Consider the following 17578-nt stretch of genomic DNA (forward strand, 5'->3'; position numbering starts at 1 on the left):
TATTGTCGACAATGTTGTCGGGGCGCTTGGGAATCGGCTCTAGCATGGGGTAACATGCCTCACAGTCACATAAGACCCCGAGTGGCGGTCCACGCCCGCTGCCAGAGGAACCGGAGGAGAATCCATGGCATTTGCCCAGAAATTCATCGTCGCCGATGACCATCCGCTGTTCCGCGCAGCCCTCACCCAGGCGCTGCGCCAACTGGCGCCCCAGGCCGAAATCGTGGAGTCCGACACCATGCAGGCCACCGCCGAGGTGGTGAATCGCCACCCGGACGCCGACCTGATTCTGCTCGACCTGCACATGCCCGGGGCCCACGGTTTCTCAGGCTTGATACAGCTGCGTGGCCAGACGCCCGACATTCCGGTGGCAGTGGTCTCGGGTAGTGATGAACCCTACGTGGTGCGTCGGGCCATCGACTACGGTGCCTCGGGCTTCATTCCCAAGTCTTCGTCGCTACAGCTGATCGCCGAGGCAGTGGGTGAGATTCTCGACGGCGAGGTGTGGTTGCCTGCCGAGCTGGCCGCGGTAATGGGCGAGGCCAATGAGGATGAGACCAAGTTCGCCGAGGCAATCGCCTCGCTGACCCCGCAGCAGTTCCGCGTGCTCAACATGCTCACCGAGGGGCTGCTCAACAAGCAGATCGCCTATGAGCTGAGCGTCAGCGAAGCGACCATCAAGGCCCACGTCACCGCTATCCTGCGCAAGCTGGGCGTCCATTCTCGCACCCAGGCGGTCATCGCCGCCCAGAAGCTCGAGGTCGAGCCGCCAAAAGTCGAATCCTGAGCGCCAGATAGCAAGTGCCCATGACATTAGAAAACCCACCGTCAGGTGGGTTTTTTACATGATGGGTTTGCCGCCTGACGCTACTGCGCCGCGCGACTGGCTTGCAGGGTGCGAGTGAGCAGGGCGCGGAGGGCGGCGGGGCGCACCGGCTTGAGAAGCAACTGGTAGCCAGCGCGCCGGACCTCCTCGGCGACTTCCTCGGTGCGGTCGGCGGTGATCACGATGCCGGGCACCGCGCCCTCATGCCGCTCGCTGAGGGCCTCGAGCGCCATCAGGCCGGTGACTTCGTTGTCCAAATGGTAGTCGGCGAGTATCGCGTCGGGGTCGCCATCGAGGTGGCGCAGTACCGATTTGGCCCCGCCAATGGTGGTGGCGGTGAATACCTCGCAGCCCCAGCCCGAGAGCATCGCCTTCATGCCCTCAAGGATCAGGCTCTCGTTGTCGATGCACAGAACGCGAATGCCAACAAGCTTGTTTCCGGCGCGCTTGGGCGAGGCAGCCTCCTCGGCCTGCTGCGCCTCGCTGCGTGCTTCGACCACTGGGACACTGACCGCGAACATGGTGCCTGAGCCCTCCTTCGAGCGCACCGTGATGGGGTGATCGAGCACGCGGCTCATGCGGTCGGCGATCGACAGTCCCAGCCCAAGACCCTTCTCGCTCTCCTTGTGTCGCGAGGCCTGATCGAGTCGACGGAACTCCTGAAAGATTTCCACCTGCTTGGATTCGGGAATGCCGGGGCCCGAATCCCACACCTGGATGGAGATGCGTTCGCCATGACGACGGCAGCCCATCAATACTCGGCCCTCCTGGGTGTAGCGGATGGCGTTGGACAGGAAGTTCTGAATGATCCGTCGCAGCATCTGGGCATCGCTATCGACCCAGACTCGCGTGGGTACCACCAGCAGGTCGAGGCCGCGATCTTCGGCCATTACCTCGAACTCGGCGCGTAGCGGGCGAATGATATCGGCCAGCGCGAAGTGACTGCGCCGCGGGGTCAGCGCCCCGGCGTCAAGCTTGGAGATGTCGAGCAGGGTGCCGAGCAGTTCCTCGGCAGCCTGCAGCGAGTTGTCGATATGGCCGATGATGCGCTTCATGTTGTCGGGCTCCATCTCCTGGGAGAGGGCCGAGGTAAACAGCCGCGCGGCGTTGAGTGGCTGCAGCAGATCGTGGCTGGCCGCTGCCAGGAAGCGGGTCTTGGAGGCGTTGGCGTCTTCGGCCAGCTGCTTCGCCTGGCGCAGTGCCAGTTCGGCTTCGGCTCGCACCCGGTTCTCCTGGCGCAGAGCGGCGTTGGCCTCGGAGAGTGCCTGGGTGCGCTCTCGTACGCGCTCCTCGAGGGTCTCATTGGTCTCCTTGAGGGCGATTTCCGCCTGGCGGCGCTCGGTGATGTCCTGATAGAGGGCGAAGAAGCCGAGTATCGCCCCGCTGTCACCGAAGTGGGGCGTGTAGGTAACCAGCATGTAGCGTCGCCCCTCGGGGAGCCGGAGCGAGACCTCGAAGCTGACTCGCTCACCGACCAGTGCCCTTTCGATCCATGGCGCTCGCTCGCGGGCCATCTCAGGTGACACGACGTCTTGAACCCGCTTGCCGATCACTGCGTTGCGGTCGATACCGAAGGCCTGCTCATAGGCGCGGTTGGTAAAGAGGTAGCGACACTCCTTGTCGAAGTAGGCAATCAGCGCGGGCACGTTGTCCGTATAAATACGGATGTTGTTTTCCGAGCGAATCAGCGCTTCCTCGATGCGCTTCTGCTGGGTGATGTCCTGATAGGTGTAGACGAAGCCGCCGCCGGGCATGGGATTGCCCTGGACCTCCAGTACGCTGCCGTCTTGGCGGTAGCGTACGTAGCGGTGGGGCTGGCCCTCGCGAATATTGTCGAGTAGCAGTTGGACGTGCTCTTCGGGGTCGCCGGGTCCGTACTCGCCGTTATGCGCGTTGTAGCGGAAGATCTTGTCCATCGGCGCGCCGACGCGAATCAGGTGGTCGGGGAAGCGGAACAGTTCCAGATAGCGCTGGTTCCACACCACCAGGCGCAGGTTTTGATCCACCACGCTGATGCCCTGATTGATGTTCTCGATGGTGGCCTGGAGCAGGGCGCGGTTGAACTCCAGCACCTGGGAAGCTTCATCGACGATGGAGATCACGTCGGAGATGCCGATGCCGCGGCCCTGCAGCGCCGAGTTGACCACGATTCGGGCCGAGGAGGCCCCCAGCACCGAAGCCAGGAAGCGCTCGGTGAATTGGATGACATCGATGGAGGCGCGGGCGCTGTCCTCCAGCGTCGAGCCGCCGCGCCGTGCGTAGTCGTAGAAGGCGCGACTGACCTGGCCGGCGCCAAGGAAGCGTTCGCAAAGCACCTTGAGATCACCCACGGTGGTGGCGCCGGTCCAGGGGCGGTTCACGGAGGTCTGGCGGGTCTCTACGCTGTCCACGAAGAGCGAGGCCTGGATGCGTTCCACGACGCGTTGGGAGGTGACCTGGGAGACGAAGATGTAGCAGAACAGGTTTACCCCCAGCGACAACATGACGCCGTGGGTGAAGCTATCGCCGACATTCAGCCCAAACAGCGAGGTGGGCGCCAGCCAGACCAGCCCCAGCGGGCCCCCATCGACCCAGTGGCCTGGCAGCACTCCTGCCGAGATCATCGCTGGCATCAGCAGGCTGTAGGCCCAGATGGCGAAGCCGGCGTTCATGCCGACGATGACTCCCAGGCGGTTGCCACGTTTCCAGTAGAGCCCGCCAATCAGAGCGGGAGCGAACTGGGCAGCGGCGGCAAAGGAGAGCATGCCGATGGAAGCCAACGAGGCGAACTCGCCGATCAAGTGATAAAAGCCGTAGGCCATGGCCAGCACTGCGGCAATGGTAATGCGCCGAGCGCGCAGCACCAGGCGGCCGTAGTCGCGGGCCTTGGTGTCGAACCAGCGCAGGCGGAACAGTGCCGGGATAACGATCTCATTGGAGATCATGATCGATACCGCCACGGCGGCCATGATCACCATGCCGGTGGCCGCCGAGAAGCCGCCGATAAAGGTCAGCAGGGTCAGCCACTGGCTGTCCGCCGCCATGGGCAGCGCCAGCACATAGGTGTCCGGCGCGATGCCGCTGTCGGCAAACAGGGTCAGGCCGGCGGCCGCCAGTGGCAACACGAAGAAGGCGAAGGCGGCCAGGTAGAGTGGGAAGAGCCAGCGCGCCTTGGAAGCATCGTCGGGGTGGGTGTTCTCGACCACCGCCACGTGAAACTGGCGCGGCAGGCAGAGGATCGCCAGCATCGCCAGCAGGGTCTGGGCCCAGAAGCTTTGGCCGAAGTCCTGCTGGGCCAGTTGGCGCTGGAGCTCCAGCTGTACCTCAGCCTGGGCGAAGAGCTCGCCCAGGCCGTCGAACATGCCCCAGGTGACGTAGGCGCCGAGCACCAGGAAGGCGACCAGCTTGACCAGGGACTCAAAGGCCACGGCGTGAATCAGTCCCTCGTGATGCTCCGTGGCATCGGTATGGCGAGTGCCGAACAAGATGGCGAAGGCCGCCATTACCACCGCGACGTAGAAGGCGGTGTCGGCAAACAACGGAGTATGCGTAGGGTCACCGGAGGCGGTGAGCACGCTGAAGGAGGTAGATACCGCCTTCAATTGCAGGGCGATATAGGGCAGGGTGCCGATCAGTGCCACCAGGCTGGCGAAGGCGGCTAGAGACTGGGCCTTGCCGTAGCGAGAGGCGATGAAATCGGCGATGGAGGTGACGTTCTGGTGCTTGGCCACGCGGATCATCTTGGCCAGCACCGGCCAGAACAGCAGGAAGGTGAGGATCGGCCCGACGTAGATGCTGGCGAAGGACCAGCCTCCGGTGGCTGCCTGGCCCACTGCGCCGTAGAAAGTCCAGGACGTGCAGTAGATGGCCAGTGCCAGGCTGTAGATGATAGGCCGACGCCGGCTGGCACCATGCTGGCGGGCATGACGGTCGCCGCGCCAGGCAATGCCGAACAGCACGGCGATGTAGAGCAGCGATATGGCAACCAGCAGCCAGCCTGAGAACATGATCTTTCTCCCTCGAGTCTGGCGCCCATTCTAGGGCAATGTGACCCGTGAAGGCAGGCGGCGGGGTGTCAGGCGTCCTGGCAGACTGCCTGGAAGATCGGGGCGTCCTCGTTCAGCCGGCGACTGTGCTCGAGAAGTGGCCGGCGAGTGTCCGCTTCCAGCGGCAGCATTTCGCGGTTGGTGCAGTTCATCAGCCAGGTCTGGGTTGTGACGCGGTCCTGGACCTGTTTCTCGAAGTAGTAGAGAAGGAACTCGACGCGTCGTTCACCGTTCTGCTTCTGAATCGCCATGCTCTGCTCATCGATCACGCTGAAAGCAGTCGCCATGGGAAAGAAATAGGTCCAGGGGCGCCAGAACATGGCGTCGTGCTCGACCTCGACCACCTGGGCCGACTCGGGCAACAGCTGCTGCTTATGTTCGTACCAGGAGTACTCGACGCTGATCTGGTAGCCGAGCATGCCCATTGCGCCGAAGACCGGGATGATCCAGGTCGGCAGTCGCTTGCCGCTGGCCATGCGCAGCACCATGGCGATGCCGGCAGCGCCAAGGCCGGCGAAGATCGCCGCGATCAAATGCCAAATCATGAAAGGTCCTTACTGAAAGCGATCGGGCTTCCCTAGGGAAGCCCGATCGGTGGGAGTTAACTGGCCCGGCGAGCCGGGCCAGGGGGCCATTATGGCCCAGATAGACCTGAGCAGTTAGTGGTCGACAGCGGTGCCAGCACCCTTCGGGTAGCGCACGCTTTCTACCAGGTCCTGAATCTCCTGCGGAGGCTCTTCGGTCGCACTGGAAACCGCGAAGGCAACCGCGAAGTTGAAGATCGCACCCACCGCGCCAAAGGAGAGCGGGGAGATGCCCAAGATCCAGTTGTCCGGGGTGTTGGGCAGCATATTGGTGCCCGGAACGAAGAACCAGCCCAGGTAGGTGAAGATATAGAGAAGAGTCAGCAGCAGACCGGTCAGCATGCCGGCAACCGCGCCCTTGTCGTTGATCCGCTTCGAGAAGATCCCCATCATCAGCGCCGGGAACAGCGAGGCGCCGGCGATACCGAAGGCCAGGGCTACCGTCTGGGCGGCGAAGCCCGGAGGGTTGAGGCCCAGGTAGGTGGCCAAGAGGATGGCACCGCCCATGGAGATCCTCGCCGCCAGCATCTCGCCTTTCTCGGAGATTTTGGGGTTGATCATGGTCTTGATCAGGTCGTGACTGATGGCCGAAGAGATGGCCAGCAGCAGACCAGCGGCGGTAGATAGCGCAGCCGCGATACCGCCGGCGGCGATCAGACCGATGACCCAGCCTGGCAGGTTGGCGATCTCGGGGTTGGCCAGTACCAGGATATCGTTGTTGACGGTCAGCTCGTTGCCTTCCCAGCCAAGCTCTTCAGCAGTTTGGGCAAATTCTTCGTTGTATTGTGTTGAGTCAGGATCGGTAGCTGCCGAGTTGAACATCTGGATGCGACCGTCGTTGTTGAGGTCGTTGAAGGTGATCAGGCCGGTCTCTTCCCAGGTGCGAACCCACTCCGGACGCTCCGAATAGAGGATCGCGTTGGAAGCAGCCGACTCATAGTTTTCGACCTGGCCGGCCATTTCCGGGTATACCGTGGTGGCCAGATTCAAGCGCGCCATGGCACCCACGGCCGGTGCCGTCAGGTAGAGCAGGGCGATGAAGACCAGGGCCCAGCCAGCGGACCAGCGAGCGTCGGCCACCTTCGGCACGGTGAAGAAGCGGATGATGACGTGGGGCAGACCCGCGGTACCCACCATCAGCGACAGGGTGAACAGCACCATGTTGAGCTTGTTGTCCACGTCCGCCGTGTAGTCACGGAAGCCCAGCGCCACCACGACGTCATCGAGCTTCTGCAGAAGCGGGATGCCGGATTCGCTGTGGGTGCTGAACAAGCCGAACATCGGGATCGGGTTGCCGGTCAGCTGGAACGCAATGAATACCGCCGGGATGGTGTAGGCGATGATCAGCACGATGTACTGGGCCACCTGGGTGTAGGTGATGCCCTTCATGCCGCCGAATACCGCATACAGGAACACGATGAAGGCAGCGATCCAGATGCCCCAGGTATTGGAGACCTCGAGGAAACGGGAGAAGGCCACGCCGGCGCCGGTCATCTGACCGATGACGTAGGTGACGGAGGCCACGATCAGACAGATAACGGCCACCAGGCGTGCCGCATTGCTGTAGAAGCGATCACCGATGAAGTCCGGCACCGTGAACTTGCCGAACTTGCGCAAGTACGGAGCCAGCAGCATGGCGAGGATCACGTAGCCGCCGGTCCAGCCCATCAGGAAGGTGGAGTTGGCGTAGCCGCCGGAGGCCAGCAGGCCGGCCATGGAGATAAAGGAGGCTGCGGACATCCAGTCGGCGGCGGTGGCCATGCCGTTGGTGATCGGGTGAACGCCGCCGCCCGCCACGTAGAAGTCTTTGGTTGAACCCGCTCGGGCCCAGATGGCGATGCCGATGTAGAGGGCGAAAGAGGCCCCTACAAACAGCAGATTGATGGCAAATTGACTCATGCTGGTTTACTCCCCCAGACCGAATTTCTGATCGAGCTTGTTCATCTTCCAGGCGTAGAAGAAGATCAGCACGATAAAGGTGAGGATGGAGCCCTGCTGGGCGAACCAGAAGCCCAGGTCGGTTCCGCCCACCGGAATGCCGGAGAGCAGCGGCCGAAACAGGATGGCGCATCCGTAAGAAACGAAGGCCCAGACGATCAGGCATCCCCTTATCAGGCGCACGTTCGCCTTCCAGTAGTCGGCGGAATCTATTTTCTCTTCTGCCATTATCGTGTTCTCCACTTGTTATTGGTGGGGTTGGGAAGTTGGGTGGTCTGTTGGCTGTGAATCATCAGGGCAATCTCGAGTCTTTTACCGGGCCTTTGTGAGCCCCTTGGGTTTATCTCCGGAGGGAAGACGCATGTGGGATAGACCAGACCGATATCGAAACACGTTGTTTTCGTAGGATTGTCCTGCACGACGCAATGTGGATAGTGGGCAATGAGTGGTGAAAATGAATCCCAGACTTTCGTATCATGAGAAAAATACGATTTAATTGGCTCTGAAAAATATATTTTATATCAATCGGTTGAAATTTTTTTGTCGGTTTCTTGCTAAGCAACGGGAAGCGGGATTAGGACGATTGTATAGGGGCGGAGAGGTTGGCTTTCTTCCGGTCACCGCTGGTCTTGGACAATCGTCTAAGCGGTTGGGAGGGAAGACGTTCGTCTAGCTTATACAGGTAATGAAGGGGCTGTTATTCTTCAATCAGGTTTCCCGTCAAGCAGGATGCCCCGGTCTGCCTTCGTGGCAGCCCCCTGAATTCCGCAACCAGCGTTCAACAATCACCAGGTGACGGCCATAAACGCCGTTCCCGTTCCGGCCTTTCCCTCAGCCATTAGCCCCCCGCGGGGCGGTGGGGGATCCATTACATGATGGTCGGAAAGCCGTCCGCGAGGTCAGCGCCATGGTCGAGGTCGATCTTTCCCAACCGCCGTTCACCCTTCTCGATGAAGCCGGCCGCGAGAGGGTTCGCCAGGGCGTCGATCTGGCCTATTTCGATCGCGACGAGATCATTCTCGAGACGGGTCAGGCCGGCGAAAACCTCTTCCTCATTCACAAGGGCGAGGTGGCAGAAGTCGACCCGACGCTGCCGGCAGCCCGCTCGCGTATCGGTCACTACACCCGTGGCGACCTGTTCGGCGCCATCAGCATCCTCAACGGCAAGAGCCGCTATCGCTTTCGGGCCGAGCAGGAGAGTCTCTGTTACCTGCTGCCCAGGCCGCTCTTCCTCGAACTCTGCAACGACTACCCGCCCTTTTCTGAGTTCTTTCGCCAGACCCTCGCTCACAAGGCGCGCCTGCTGACCGAGCAGCGCGCAGAGGGGGGGGTCACCATGGCTGGATTCATGCTGGCTCGGGTCGATGAGTGCATGCGTGAGCCGCTGATTGTGCCGGCCGCCACTACCATCGCTGAGGCCGTGACTACCATCAACGAGCGCCATGCCGACAGCATGCTGGTGAAGGGGGATGCCGGCCCTGGCATGATTACCAAGACCGACCTGCTCAACGCTCTGGTGGTGGAAGGCCGTGATCGCGACAGTGCCCTGGACGGGCTGGGCCGCAACGAGCTGATCACGGTAGGGCCGGGGCAGTATCTGTTCGAGGCACTGGTGGTGATGACCCGCCATAAGGTGGAGCGTGTGGTGGTGCTGGATAAAGAGGTAGTGATGGGCGTCGTTGAACTAACTGACGTACTCAGCTACTTCTCGAGCCGCAGCTACGTGGTCAGCCTGCAGGTAGAGCAGGCCGAGAGCCTCGAGGCATTGGCTGCCGCCAGCCGCCGCACGCCGGAACTGGTCAAGGCCTTGATGGCCCAGGGGGTCAAACTTCGCTTTGCCATGGGCCTGCTGGCGGCGCTCAACGGTCGTATCATGAGCAAGGCCTGGGGGTTTCAGGTCGATGAGCGTTACCACGCAGACAGCTGCCTGATGGTCATGGGCAGCGAAGGGCGCGGCGAGCAGATCCTCAAGACGGATCAGGACAACGGTCTGATCCTGGCCGACGACCTGGACTGGCCAGACTGCGGGGAGCAGATGCAGCGCCTCACCGAGACGCTGATCGAGCTGGGTTACCCGCCCTGTCCGGGCAACATCATGGTCTCCAACCCCGAGTGGGTCGGTACCGTGACCCAGTGGCGTGAGCGCATTGCCAGTTGGGCCAGTAAGCGTGACGGTGACAGCTTGATGAAGCTGGCCATCATGCTCGACTCCCACGCGGTGGCAGGCAATCCGGCTTTACTCGACCGCGTGCGCGACGAGCTGTTCGAACGCTGCGCTGGCGACGAGCTGTTGCTCTCCTACTTCGCTCGTACCATCCTGCGATTCTCCACCCCGCTCACCCTGTTTGGTTCGCTCAAGCGCCCTCAGCACGGTATCGACATCAAGAAGGGCGGTATCTTTCCCATCGTTCACGGGGTGAGGGTAATGGCGTTAGAGCGGGGCATTCGTCCTACTTCCACCCTGGAGCGCCTGGATGCTCTGGCGGCGGATGGCCGGTTGGAGCCGCGGTTCGCGGAGGATCTGGGCGAAGCCCTGTCGCTGTTCACCGAAATGCGCCTCAAGCAGCAGCTTGAACACCTAGACAGCGGCGGCGACGAGCGCCAGCCCGACCGCGTAGTGGTTCAGGAACTCTCGTCGCTGGAGCGCGATCTGCTGCGAGAAGCGCTGCACATCGTCAAGGATCTTAAGCAGCGGCTATCGCATCGCTTTCATCTAGAGTATTCGTGATGGTCAGGTGACCCCCGAAGGAACGGCGATTTGCGAAGAAAAAACGAAGACACAGGGAGCTCCACCATGATCAAGGTCCTGCGGCGTGCCGCCGACCGACGACGACACGCCAACGGTGACTACGCCTGGCTCTTTCATCCTTACACGGGTGACGAGATGGTGGTCATCGATATCCGGGTCATCGGGGTAGGTAGCCGCAGCCCTCAGTTGGCCTCTATTGCTGCCGTCAAGGTGCGTGGGGAGCGGGTGCTGACTAGCGAATCCCTGGACCTGCGCCTGACGTGCTCCGCGAGCCCTTCTGCCGAATTGGTTCGCAGCCAGGGTCTGCAAGGTATGGATCTAAGCGGCGGCCTGGCCGTTGAGGATGCCCTGGAGCGCCTGCTTGATTTCGTCGGCAACCGTCCCCTGCTGGGCTGGCACCTGGGTTTTGATCTGGCGATTCTCAATCGCGAGCTGCGGCCGCGCTTCGGCTTCGACCTGCCCAACGCCACCATCGACGTGGCTCAAAGCTACTTGAGGCGCCTGCGCCGCCGCCATCCGGAGGTGGAAGCCGCGCCGCGCTTCGAAAAGGTGGCCGAACTGCTGGACGTGCCGCTGATGGGGCGTCACACCGCCCTGGGGGATGCGGTGACCACGGCCCTGATCTTTCTGCGCCTTGAACACCAGTCCAGCGCCCTGGGTCGCTATTCCTGAATCGCTATTCTTGAAGGGTAGGGCGGCGTCGCCTGATGGCGTCGGCGATGGTAGGATAGGCCCCCCGTTATTTTTGCTCGCACTGGCAGCGCTTACCGACCATGCACGACGCCTCGATATTCGATCCCCGTGATCGTCAGAAGACCGCCTCTGCGGCCGCCCACACGTTTCAGGAAGCTCCTTCGCCGACTCTTGATGCACTCGATGTCCGCGGCAAGCGTGAGTTTGACAAGCTGAAGAAGCGCCTTCGGCGCCAGACGGGCAATGCGATCATCGACTACGGGATGATCCATGAGGGCGATCGCGTGATGGTGTGCCTGTCCGGTGGCAAGGACAGCTATACGATGCTGTCGATCCTGCGCAGCCTGCAGCGCAACGCCCCGATCGATTTCTCGCTGGTGGCGGTTAACCTCGACCAGAAGCAGCCGGGTTTTCCCGAGCACGTGTTACCGGAGTACCTGGCGTCCATCGGCGTCGAGTATCGCATCCTCGAGCGTGATACCTACTCGGTGGTCAAGGAGAAGACTCCAGAGGGCAGGACCACCTGCGCACTCTGCTCGAGGCTGCGACGCGGCTCTCTATATGGTTTTGCGGAAGAGATCGGCGCCACCAAGGTTGCCCTGGGTCACCATCGCGAAGATATCCTCGAGACGCTGTTCCTCAATCTGTTTTTCGCTGGCAGCCTCAAGGCTATGCCACCCAAGCTGCTTGCCGACGATGGCAAGAACATTCTGATCCGCCCGCTGGCCTATTGCCGGGAGGCCGATATCGCCGAGTATGCGCGGCTGATGGAATTTCCAATCATTCCCTGCAATCTTTGCGGCTCCCAGCCCAACCTTCAACGTCAGGTGGTCAAGGAAATGCTCGCCGATTGGGAAGGTAAACACCCCGGCCGTCTGGAGAGCATGTTCAAGGCGGTAACCAATGTGGCCCCGTCGCAGCTTGCCGACCGCGAGCTGTTCGACTTCGCCGGGCTGGAAGAGAAGCAGGCGCGAGTGTTGGCCAGCAGGATCGATCTCCTCAACGAGTCGTAAGCGCTATTTTGCCCCTTCTTCCTCGGCAACCAGAATAAGGGATTCCAGATCGAGGATGTGTACTTCGCGGCCAGAGACCTCAACTAGGCCCTGGCTCTGGAACCGACCGAGAATTCGACTGACGGTCTCCACGGCCAGTCCCAGATAGTTGCCGATGTCGGCCCGCGACATGGAGAGGCGGAAGCTGTAGGGGGAGTAACCGCGTCGGCGAAAACGGTCGGAAAGTCCCGCGAAGAAGCTGGCGAGTCGCTGGTCGGCGGTCTTGCGTGACAGCAGGCGCATCATGCGGCGGTCTGCGCGCAACTCCTTGCTCATGCTCTTGTAGAGCTGGCCGCGTAGCTCGGGCAGAGACTCCGATAGCTGATCCAGCCGGTCGAAGGGAATCTCGCAGACGGTGGTGGTTTCCAGCGCTATCACTGTTCCGGGGTAGTGGTCCTCGTCGATGCCGTCCAGGCCCGCCAGCTCGCTGGGCAGATAGAAGTTGGTGAGCTGGTCGTCGCCGCTACCCTCGGTGGTCACTTGTTTAAGGCTGCCCGAACGTACCGCATAGACGCTGGTGAACGGGCTGTCCTGGCGAAAGAGAGTCTCGCCCTTCTTGAGAGGTGCGCGCCGACGAATGATGGCGTCGAACTGATCCATGTCCTGAATTTCGAGTGCCAGTGGCAGGCACAGCGAGCTCAGACTGCAGGTCTGGCAGCGAGTTTCATGCAGCACGGAGCGCCGCCGTCCGGTCAGGCTATCAGGCATGGCCGCCTTCTCCTTGATCGTGATCATGGCGGACAGTATGGAGGATTCTACGGGCAGGGCAAACCACCTCCAAGGAGGTAGGTCAGTAAGACCGACGGCTCACGACATCGGTGAGGCCCGGGAGGCGAAGACGTCGAGGAGGCGGGCCAGGGAACAGACTCCCTCGGGTGTCACCCTCAGGCACTCGCCGCGGCGCTCCAGCAGCCCCGCCTGGCAGAGCGGGGTCAGGCGCTGCAGGGCATGGGCCATGGCCTCGGCGGCGTCGCGCCCGTGGGCCTTCGACAGCGCGGTGAGGTCCAGCTCATGCCGGCAGGCGAGCGATTCTATGGCGTCGCGTCGCATGCGCTGGGTGGCGTCCAGTCGGTGGCCGACCTCCGCGGGCAATCTGCTTGCGTCCAGCGCAGTTTCATAGTCGGTCAGGGTCATGGCGTTGCGGGTAATGGTGTCGCCGACCCGACTGATGGCGGCGACGCCGAGACCGATCTGATCAACTGGAGGGTAGGGGGTGTAGCCCTGCAGGTCCCGCGCCAGGCGGCCCTCTTCCAGGGCCAGCGCCAGGCTGTCATCCGCGCGGGCAAACTGACCGAGCCCGAGAGGCACATAGCCGGCAGCGGCGAGTCGGTCGCGTGCCTCTCTCATGATCGCCAGCTGGGCCGCCGCTTCGGGCAGATCCTTTGTGTGGATTTCGCGCTGGGGTCGGTAGCGCCGAGGCAGGTGGGCGTAGCGGCGCAGGGTAATGCGTGCCGGCGCCATGGCGATCACCTGATCCAGCGTCTCGCCGAAACCCTCGGGCGTCTGCAGCGGCAGGCCCACGATCAGGTCCAGGTTGAGCGAGTGGAAACCAAGGCGCTCGGCCTCGTCCACCAGCGACTCGGTCAGTACTCGAGGCTGAATCCGGTTAATCGCCTTTTGCACCCGCGGGTCAAGCTCCTGAACACCCAAGCTCAGGCGGTTGAAGCCCAATGCCTGAAGGTGGCGCAGGGTGAAGACATTGGCTTCGCGGGGGTCAATCTCGATGCTGAAATCGCGCTCACGGGCGTTGGAGAGCCCGAAGCGAGCATCGAGACGGTCGAAGAGGTCGCCCATCTGGTTCAGTGACAGGAAGGCGGGTGCGCCACCCCCCCAATGCAGGCGCTGTACGGGAGGATGGGCATTCAGCAGGCGGCTGATCAGCACCATTTCACGGTCTAGGCGTGTCAGGTAAGGTTCCGCCTGACGGTTGTCCCGAGAAGGTACCCTCAGGGAGGCACAAAAACGACAGGCCTGCCGGCAGAAGGGCAGGTGAACGTGAATCGCCAGCGGTGCCCCGGCGGGATGCTCGGTCAGCGCCCGTGTTAATGCAGCCGGACCATACCCCGAGGTGAGGCGATCGGGAGAGGTGAGGTAGTGAGATCCGTCGTGGTTATGGAACGGCATCGAGGACCTGCTTCCGGCAGCCGATGATAGCCCGGCGCGATTATTGCGTTTCGCCTGCACGGGCATGACGCTGCTCCCGGCTGTGGATGTAATCACATGCTAGGGCGGCTTGGCGTGTATGACGTTGAGCTGTGTCAATCTGGCGTGGAATAGTCTCGAATTACCCCTGGCTCTGAGTAGGGAGCATCAGCCACAGCTGCCACAGGGCGAAAGCGATGATCGACATTGCCGCCAGTGTGCGTGTGGCGGGATGGCGGATCAGTCCGCCCAGTTGGCGGGCTGCTAGCCCTGTGGCGAGCAGTGCCGGCAGGGTGCCGAGGCCAAAGGCACCCATCAGCGCCGCCCCCCTGAGCGGGTCGGCGCTGGCCAGACTCCAGGCCAGCATCGAGTAGACCAGCCCGCAGGGCAGCCAGCCCCACACGGCTCCCAGCGCGATCGCCTGAGGGATCCTCACCACGGGCATCAGCTTCCGACCCACCGGCTCCAGGTGCCGCCACAGGCGTTTACCGACCGCCTCGACCCTGAGCAGCCCTTTCCACCAGTCGGCGATGTAGAGCGCCATCAGGATCAGCATCAGCGCGGCGAAGCCCTGCAGGGCAGTCCGCATGCCGGGGGTAAGAGTGAGCAGGGTGCCGAGTGCGGCCACCAGGGCACCTGCCAGCATGTAGCTGACGATGCGTCCCAGGTTGTAACCCAGCAGCAGGCCAGTCAGGCGTGAGGGTGAGCGCATGCTGGGGGGCACCGCAAAGGTCAGTGCGCTCATGATGCCGCCGCACATGCCGATGCAGTGGGCGCCGCCGAGCAAGCCGAACACGAAGGCCGCCAGCAGCGGCGGCAGGCCAAGCCCGGTGGGATCCATCAGCCGGGCTCATCGGGGTCAGAACGCTGCGCCTTGGCACGCTCGCGTGCGTCGCGGCGGCGCTGGCGCTCGTCGGCGGGCAGGTCGTTCTCGTCCTCGTCGAAGAGGATGCGGTGGGCGGGGCCCTCGAGGTCGTCGAACTGGTCGTTCTTGACCGCCCAGAAGAAGGCCCAGACGGCCAGGCCCAGCAGAATCAGCGACAGCGGGATCAGTAGATAGAGAATGCTCATGGGGTCACCCGGCTGGGTTCAGGGGAGGGCAGCGGTGCCGTCGTGTCGGGCATGGCGCGGCTGCGGAAACGGTTGAGGCGCAGGGCGTTGCCCACCACCACCATGGAACTGCCCGCCATACCCATGGCCGCCAGCCAAGGCGGGACCAGGCCCACGGCGGCAAGGGGCATGGCGGTAAAGTTGTAGCACACCGACCAGATCATGTTCTGGCGCATCACCCGGCGGGTGGCGCGGCTGATCTCGACCGCCTCGACGATGCGTGACAGGCGCGGGCTCAGCAGGATGGCATCGGCGCTGGTGCGGGCCAAGTCGGTGGCGCCGTTCATGGCGATGGCAACGTCGGCGCCGGCTAGCACCGGCACATCGTTGATGCCGTCGCCGACCATGGCGACCTTCTCGCCGGCCGTCTGGCTCTCGCGGATACGCGCGAGCTTGTCCTCGGGGCTGGCGCCGCCGCACCAGGTGGGAATGTCCAGCCGCCGGGCGAGATCACCCGCCGCGCCGGGAGTATCGCCGGAGAGCAGCTCCACTTCCAGCCCCAGGGCCTTCAGCGCCGCGACGGTGTCGGCGGCGTCTTCGCGCACTCGGTCCTGCAGAGCGAACCAGGCCCTCGGCTCGCCCTCCTCGGAGAGCAGCAGCCATTGGCCGTCACCGGGCGCCTCCAGTGCATGCTTCGACGCGGCGAAGTCAGGCTTGCCGAGCCGCCAGAGGCGACCCTCAAGGGTGCCCTCAAGCCCCTGACCGGTCCGGCTGACCACTTCGGAGGCGCGCACCGTGGCCAGCCGATAGGGATGAAAGGCGCGGGCGATAGGGTGTTCGGAGCGTGCCTCAAGGGCGGCGGCCAGAGTGCGGGCGTGTTCGGCGTCGAGCTCACCCAGCGGTCGGCTCTCTACCAGCGTCATCTGGCCGCTGGTCAGGGTGCCGGTCTTGTCGAGAATCACCCGGTCGAGCTGGGAGAGCGACTCGATGGCGTCGGCGCGGGTCACCAGCACTCCGCGGCGACGCAGCTGGCCGTGGCCGGCGGTGAGCGCCGTCGGGGTGGCCAGGGCCAGGGCGCAAGGACAGGTGACCACCAGCACTGAGAGCATGATCCAGGGCATCCGCGCGGGGTCGATGAACCACCAGGTGATCGTTACCACCACGGTGACCACCAGCAGGCGCAACACGAAGAGATGCGCCATGCGCGCCGCCATCTGGGCCAGGCGTGGACGGCTGGCGAAGGCGCGGTCGGTGAGGTCGACGATGGCGGCCACTCGAGCGTCGCGCCCGGCGTGGGTTACCCGTACGATCAGCGGGCTCTCGATGTTCTGGCTGCCACCGGTGACGGTCTCGCCGAGGCGTCGGGTGACCGGCAGGTACTCGCCGGTAAGCATGGATTCGTCGAGGCTCGACTCGCCGTCCTCGATCACGCCGTCGGCTGGCACGCCATGGCCGGGCTTCACCAGCACCCGGTCGCCGGCGGCCAGCTCGCTGGCCGGCAGAATGCGCTCCTCGCCCTCCTCGGTGAGGCGAATCGCCGAGAGCGGCAGGGCGCCGGCCATGGCGTTGCCACTGTGGCCGCTGCGTCGCCGGGCACGAGACTCGACGTAGCGCCCGAACAGCAGAAAGAAGGTGAACATCGCCGCCGAGTCGAAGTAGATCTCGCCCTTGCCGGTTATCACCGCATAGCCGCTGGCGGTATAAGCGAAGCCGATGGCCAGGGAGACCGGCACGTCCATGCCCAGCACCCGGGTGCGCAGGTCGCGCACGGCATTGCGGAAGAAGGGCATCGCCGAGAAGAACACCACCGGGGTGGTCAGGGCGAAGGAGAGCCAGTGGAAGAGGGCGTAAAAGTCCTCGCCGATGCCCTCGGGGCCGGCCACGTAGATGGGGATGGAGAACATCATCACCTGGGCCATGCCCACCGCGGCGATGATCAGCCGGCGCACGTTCATGCGCTCCTCATGCTGCAGGCGCGCCTGGGCCTCGTCGGGCTCGTAGGGCTGGGCCTGGTAGCCGATGGCGGCCATCTCGGCGAGGATGCGCGACAGCTTGACCGTTTCGGGGTCCCAGCTCACCCGCACCCGATGGTGGGTGAGGTTGACGGCGCTGGAGTCGATCCCCGCCAGGGCGTTCAAGCGGTGCTCGATCAACCAGGCGCAGGCGGCGCAGGTGATGCCGTCCACCGCCAGGGTGGCGTGCACCCGATCGCTGTCGGCCTCGGGGTGGACGAACTGGTGCTGCAGGCCCGGGTCGTCGAATACCGACCAGGTCTCGGCACGCACGGATTCCCGCTCATCGGGGCGTTCCGGCAGCTCGGTGCGGAAGCGATAGTAGCTCTCCAGTCCACCGTCGACGATGGCTTGTGCCACCGCCTCACAGCCGGGGCAGCAGAGCGGCTGGCGGGTGTCGTCCATGGTGATCGACCAGGGAGCGCCCCGGGGGACTCGGCTGCCGCAGTGGAAGCATCCCGCCGAGTCGTCGGCAACGTCCTCACTCATGGGCTCAGGGTTTCCTAC

Annotated in this window: 13 protein-coding genes; 4 read left to right on the forward strand and 9 right to left on the reverse strand. The window is 63.4% G+C overall.

Features of this window, described 5'->3' with window-relative positions; all coding sequences use genetic code 11:
* Window positions 1–124: 124 nt before the first annotated feature.
* Window positions 125–787 carry a LuxR C-terminal-related transcriptional regulator gene (locus ACFODV_RS03930; protein ID WP_290784888.1) on the forward strand — a complete coding sequence of 221 codons (663 nt, stop codon included), beginning with the start codon at window positions 125–127 and terminating at the stop codon, window positions 785–787.
* Window positions 788–867: 80 nt separating this feature from the next.
* Here the strand turns inward: ACFODV_RS03930 and ACFODV_RS03935 are convergent, their stop codons facing one another.
* From ACFODV_RS03935 to ACFODV_RS03950, 4 genes are all read right to left on the reverse strand, one after another.
* Complete coding sequence (locus tag ACFODV_RS03935) at window positions 868–4812, reverse strand: NahK/ErcS family hybrid sensor histidine kinase/response regulator (RefSeq protein ID WP_379754965.1); 3945 nt, start codon at window positions 4810–4812, stop codon at window positions 868–870.
* Window positions 4813–4880: 68 nt separating this feature from the next.
* Window positions 4881–5396 (reverse strand): hypothetical protein, encoded by a 516-nt coding sequence (locus ACFODV_RS03940; protein WP_379754968.1) that lies wholly within the window; start codon window positions 5394–5396, stop codon window positions 4881–4883.
* A gap of 114 nt (window positions 5397–5510) precedes the next feature.
* Entirely contained in the window at window positions 5511–7334 is a 1824-nt protein-coding gene (locus ACFODV_RS03945; RefSeq protein WP_379754971.1) for a sodium:solute symporter family protein, read from the reverse strand.
* Between the two features lie 6 nt (window positions 7335–7340).
* A complete protein-coding gene (locus tag ACFODV_RS03950) occupies window positions 7341–7601 on the reverse strand; it encodes a DUF4212 domain-containing protein (RefSeq protein WP_379754974.1) in 261 nt (86 codons plus the stop codon).
* A gap of 679 nt (window positions 7602–8280) precedes the next feature.
* Here ACFODV_RS03950 and ACFODV_RS03955 point away from each other — a divergent pair.
* The 3 genes from ACFODV_RS03955 (at window position 8281) to ttcA (ending at window position 11828) form a co-directional block, all read left to right on the forward strand.
* Complete coding sequence (locus ACFODV_RS03955; protein WP_379754977.1) at window positions 8281–10101, forward strand: putative nucleotidyltransferase substrate binding domain-containing protein; 1821 nt, start codon at window positions 8281–8283, stop codon at window positions 10099–10101.
* A gap of 66 nt (window positions 10102–10167) precedes the next feature.
* Complete coding sequence (locus tag ACFODV_RS03960; protein WP_379754980.1) at window positions 10168–10794, forward strand: 3'-5' exonuclease; 627 nt, start codon at window positions 10168–10170, stop codon at window positions 10792–10794.
* Between the two features lie 101 nt (window positions 10795–10895).
* On the forward strand, window positions 10896–11828 hold the full coding sequence (ttcA, locus tag ACFODV_RS03965) for a tRNA 2-thiocytidine(32) synthetase TtcA (protein WP_379754982.1): 933 nt from the start codon (window positions 10896–10898) through the stop codon (window positions 11826–11828).
* A 3-nt stretch (window positions 11829–11831) separates the two neighbouring features.
* Here ttcA and fnr read toward each other — a convergent pair whose 3' ends face one another.
* The 5 genes from fnr to ACFODV_RS03990 all read right to left on the reverse strand — a co-directional run bounded on the left by fnr (window position 11832) and on the right by ACFODV_RS03990 (window position 17560).
* A complete protein-coding gene (gene fnr, locus ACFODV_RS03970) occupies window positions 11832–12575 on the reverse strand; it encodes a fumarate/nitrate reduction transcriptional regulator Fnr (RefSeq protein WP_379754985.1) in 744 nt (247 codons plus the stop codon).
* Between the two features lie 99 nt (window positions 12576–12674).
* Window positions 12675–13991: an oxygen-independent coproporphyrinogen III oxidase gene (hemN, locus tag ACFODV_RS03975; RefSeq protein ID WP_379754988.1), complete on the reverse strand. Its 1317-nt coding sequence runs from the start codon at window positions 13989–13991 to the stop codon at window positions 12675–12677.
* A 160-nt stretch (window positions 13992–14151) separates the two neighbouring features.
* On the reverse strand, window positions 14152–14850 hold the full coding sequence (locus ACFODV_RS03980) for a sulfite exporter TauE/SafE family protein (RefSeq protein ID WP_379754991.1): 699 nt from the start codon (window positions 14848–14850) through the stop codon (window positions 14152–14154).
* Entirely contained in the window at window positions 14850–15080 is a 231-nt protein-coding gene (gene ccoS / locus ACFODV_RS03985; protein WP_379754994.1) for a cbb3-type cytochrome oxidase assembly protein CcoS, read from the reverse strand. Before ccoS ends, ACFODV_RS03980 begins: the two co-directional genes overlap by 1 nt.
* Complete coding sequence (locus tag ACFODV_RS03990; protein ID WP_379754997.1) at window positions 15077–17560, reverse strand: heavy metal translocating P-type ATPase; 2484 nt, start codon at window positions 17558–17560, stop codon at window positions 15077–15079. Before ACFODV_RS03990 ends, ccoS begins: the two co-directional genes overlap by 4 nt.
* Window positions 17561–17578 lie beyond the last annotated feature (18 nt).

Origin of the sequence: Halomonas tibetensis, assembly GCF_042643535.1 — a bacterium.
In the GTDB taxonomy this organism is placed as follows: Bacteria; Pseudomonadota; Gammaproteobacteria; order Pseudomonadales; family Halomonadaceae; genus Halomonas; species Halomonas tibetensis.

Coding starts and splice junctions, on each gene's coding strand:
- ACFODV_RS03930 (WP_290784888.1), top strand. CDS start 125: ATGGCATTTGCCCAGAAATTCATCGTCGCCGATGACCATCCGCTGTTC.
- ACFODV_RS03935 (WP_379754965.1), bottom strand. CDS start 4,812: ATGTTCTCAGGCTGGCTGCTGGTTGCCATATCGCTGCTCTACATCGCC.
- ACFODV_RS03940 (WP_379754968.1), bottom strand. CDS start 5,396: ATGATTTGGCATTTGATCGCGGCGATCTTCGCCGGCCTTGGCGCTGCC.
- ACFODV_RS03945 (WP_379754971.1), bottom strand. CDS start 7,334: ATGAGTCAATTTGCCATCAATCTGCTGTTTGTAGGGGCCTCTTTCGCC.
- ACFODV_RS03950 (WP_379754974.1), bottom strand. CDS start 7,601: ATGGCAGAAGAGAAAATAGATTCCGCCGACTACTGGAAGGCGAACGTG.
- ACFODV_RS03955 (WP_379754977.1), top strand. CDS start 8,281: ATGGTCGAGGTCGATCTTTCCCAACCGCCGTTCACCCTTCTCGATGAA.
- ACFODV_RS03960 (WP_379754980.1), top strand. CDS start 10,168: ATGATCAAGGTCCTGCGGCGTGCCGCCGACCGACGACGACACGCCAAC.
- ttcA (WP_379754982.1), top strand. CDS start 10,896: ATGCACGACGCCTCGATATTCGATCCCCGTGATCGTCAGAAGACCGCC.
- fnr (WP_379754985.1), bottom strand. CDS start 12,575: ATGCCTGATAGCCTGACCGGACGGCGGCGCTCCGTGCTGCATGAAACT.
- hemN (WP_379754988.1), bottom strand. CDS start 13,991: ATGCCGTTCCATAACCACGACGGATCTCACTACCTCACCTCTCCCGAT.
- ACFODV_RS03980 (WP_379754991.1), bottom strand. CDS start 14,850: ATGGATCCCACCGGGCTTGGCCTGCCGCCGCTGCTGGCGGCCTTCGTG.
- ccoS (WP_379754994.1), bottom strand. CDS start 15,080: ATGAGCATTCTCTATCTACTGATCCCGCTGTCGCTGATTCTGCTGGGC.
- ACFODV_RS03990 (WP_379754997.1), bottom strand. CDS start 17,560: ATGAGTGAGGACGTTGCCGACGACTCGGCGGGATGCTTCCACTGCGGC.